Source organism: Micromonospora sp. URMC 106 (genome assembly GCF_051386395.1).
Lineage (GTDB): Bacteria > Actinomycetota > Actinomycetes > Mycobacteriales > Micromonosporaceae > Micromonospora.
Genome location: NZ_JBPQTP010000212.1, coordinates 1 through 3,151, shown reverse-complemented (window position 1 = coordinate 3,151; position 3,151 = coordinate 1). Strand labels below are relative to the sequence as shown.

General features: G+C 73.1%; 3 protein-coding genes. 2 read left to right on the top strand and 1 reads right to left on the bottom strand.

Annotated elements, in window-relative coordinates; all coding sequences use genetic code 11:
- On the bottom strand, positions 1–913 hold a 913-nt coding region (locus tag ACSNOB_RS31685), incomplete at its 3' end, for a lysylphosphatidylglycerol synthase domain-containing protein (protein ID WP_436691086.1).
- A gap of 204 nt (positions 914–1,117) precedes the next feature.
- On the opposite strand from ACSNOB_RS31685, the gene ACSNOB_RS31680 reads away from it, so the two are divergent.
- A complete protein-coding gene (locus tag ACSNOB_RS31680; protein WP_436691084.1) occupies positions 1,118–2,218 on the top strand; it encodes a DegT/DnrJ/EryC1/StrS family aminotransferase in 1,101 nt (366 codons plus the stop codon).
- A partial coding sequence (locus tag ACSNOB_RS31675) for a Gfo/Idh/MocA family protein (protein WP_436691082.1) occupies positions 2,215–3,151 on the top strand: 937 nt, incomplete at its 3' end. The genes ACSNOB_RS31680 and ACSNOB_RS31675, both read left to right, overlap by 4 nt.

Below are 3,151 nucleotides of genomic sequence, written 5' to 3'. Positions count from 1 at the left end.
TGCCGCCGGCGTCGATGAGGAAGGGCGCCATGGTGGCGACCAGCACGGCCTCCCGGACGCCGAGCCCGGAGGGGGAGAGGAAGGCGAACATCCCCACGGTCATCGCGATGGCGAACGAGCCGATGCTGCGCAGCAGGCCACCGAGGCCGGGAGCGGCCTGCGCGTTGGCCAGCAGCCACAGGTGCACGCCGAACAGGGTGTAGCCCAGGGCGCTCCAGCCGACCACCCGCAGCACGCCGGGCAGGGTCAGCTTGTGCTGCAGCGGCGGTCGGCGCAGCACCTTGAGGACGAGCTGGATCAGCCGGGTGAGCACCGGCGGGATCGCGCAGATCAGGGCGATCGGGAACAGCACGGCGACGATGTAGAGCGCCACCCGCACCGGCTCGGCGTACTCGGCCCCGGTCTCGGCGGTCGCGTCCAGCAGCGAGGGCAGGCTGAGCAGGCCGACGCCGAGCGCGGCGACCACGCCGAGGCCCAGCGCGACCAGCGTGGCCAGGAAGGCCCGCGCGCGCGGCAGCCCGGCCCGCCGGCCCAGCTCCATCTGCAGGACGTACGCCCACACGCTGCCCGGGATGTACTTGCCGAGCTGCCCGACCATGCAGATCCGCAGGGCGGCGGGAACGGACACCCGGTGCTCCAGGTCCTCCGCGGCGGCCCGCCAGGCCATCGAGTTGGCGAACATCCCGGCGAGCACCGCCAGCACCGCGAGCACCACCGAGGGCCACGCCAGGTCGAGCCACGTCTGCCGGACGTCCGGCCACTGGCTGACCACGCTCCAGGTCATGCCCGCGGCGATCGCCGCGATCACGACCACCCGTACGCCCAGGGAGAGCCAGCGGGACGGACTCTTCGCCGCGCCGGCCCCCTCGGCCGGTGCGGTCACCGTTTCGACCTGCGTCGCGGTCTCTGCCACGGCCGTCCTGCCTCCGCGTCGCCCTGACCCGTTGGGGTCGCCTGCACAATTCGCCGAGACTAGCGCAGCGCGGCGGGTACCACGAACCCAGGCCGACGGCGAGTCGGGGCGTGCGCGGATTCTCCCCGAGGCGGTCCAGATGTGCCGGGGTTCTCCCGCGCTGCTACGGTCTGCACGCTGCCCCACACCCCAAGGAGAGCTCCTGTGATCCCGATTTCCGTCGTCAAGCTGGACGAGGCGGCCGAACGGTTGGCGGTCGAGGTGATCCGTTCGGGCGTCATCGCGCAGGGACCGATGGTGGCCCGCCTGGAGCGCGAGTTCGCCGACCTGGTCGGCGTCGAGCACGCGGTGGCCGTCAACAACGGCACCACCGCGCTCGTGGCCGCGCTCCAGGTGCTCGACCTCCAGCCGGGCGACGAGGTCGTCACCAGCCCCTTCACCTTCGTCGCGACCCTCAACGCGATCCTCGAGGCGGGTGCCACCGCCCGGTTCGCCGACATCCGCGAGGAGGACTTCTGCGTCGACCCGGACGCCCTCGCCGCCGCCGTCGGCCCGCGCACCAAGGTGCTGATGCCGGTCCACCTGTACGGCCAGCCCGCCGACATGGACGCGATCGCCCCGCTGGCGCAGCAGCACGGCCTCGGCCTCGTCGAGGACACCGCCCAGTCCCTGGGCGCGACGATCTCCGGGCGCGGCGCCGGCAGCTTCGGGCTCGGCACCTTCTCGCTGTACGCCACCAAGAACCTCACCACCGGTGAGGGCGGCATGATCACCACCAACGACGCGGGCCTCGCCGACCGGCTGCGGGTGCTGCGCAACCAGGGCATGCGGCAGCGCTACCAGTACGAGGTGGCCGGGCACAACTACCGCCTCACCGACCTGCAGGCCGCGCTGGGCATCCCGCAGATCGCCGCGTACGGCGAGAACGTCAAGCGCCGCAAGGACAACGCGGCCCGGCTCTCCGCCGGCCTGGCCGACGTGCCCGGGCTGCGCCTGCCGACCGAGCTGCCCGGCCGGTCGCACGTCTGGCACCAGTACACGGTGCTGGTCACCGACGAGGCCCCGGTGAGCCGCGACGAGGTGATCACCCGGCTGACCGAGCGCGGGGTGGGCTGCGGCATCTACTACCCGAAGACGGTCTACGACTACGACTGCTACCGGGAACACCCCCGCGTCGTCGCCGACCCGGCGCCGGTGACCGACCGCGTCGTGCGCCAGTGCGTCTCGCTGCCGGTGCACCACCACCTCTCCGACAGCGACCTCGACCAGGTGGTCGAGGCCGTCCGGGCGGCGGTGGGCGCGTGACCGCCAAGCTGCGTTTCGCCCTGGTCGGCACCGGGGTGATGGGCTCGCTGCACGCCCGCGTGATCGCCCAGTCCGACCGCGCCGAGCTGGCCCGGGTGATCGAGCCCCGGCGCTCGGTGGGCCAGCAGATCGCCGAGCGGTACGGGGCCGGCTGGGCACCGAACGCCGACGACCTCTCCGACGTCGACGCCGTGGTGATCGCCGCGCCGACCGAGTTCCACCACGGCCTCGCCGACCAGGTGCTCGCCGCGGACAAGCCGCTGCTGATCGAGAAGCCGGTCTGCGGCAGCCTCGCCGAGACCGAGGAGATCGTCGCCACCGCCGGCAAGCGCGGCGTGCCGCTGCTGTGCGGGCTGCTGGAGCGGTTCAACCCGGCGGTGCTCACCGCCCTCGCCCTGGTCGACCGCCCGGTGCACCTGACCGCCACCCGGCACTCGCCGTACGCGCCGCGGATCCGCACCGGGGTCGCCTGGGACCTGCTCATCCACGATGTCGACCTGGCGATCCAGGCATTCGGCGGCGAGGAGCCGGCGGCGGTCCGGGGCACGTTCGGCCACTTCCACCCGGACTCGCTGGCCGAGGCGGAGGACGTGGCGGAGACCGTGCTCAGCTTCGGCAGCGGCGCCCTGGCCAACGTCTCGGCCAGCCGGATCGGGCAGCGCAAGGTCCGGACGCTGGTGATCAGCGAGGTCGACCGGCTGATCGAGGCGGACCTGATCCGCAAGGACGTCACCATCTACCGGCACGTGTCCTCCGACGCGGCCACGCCGGACGGGCGCGGCTACCGGCAGCAGAGCATCATCGAGGTGCCGGAGCTGCTCACCAACCGGGAGCCGCTCGCCGCCCAGCTGGACCACTTCCTGGACATCGTCGCCGGCACGGCCGACGCCGACGTGGAGCGGCAGCGCATCCTGCCCGCGCACCGCGTGGTCG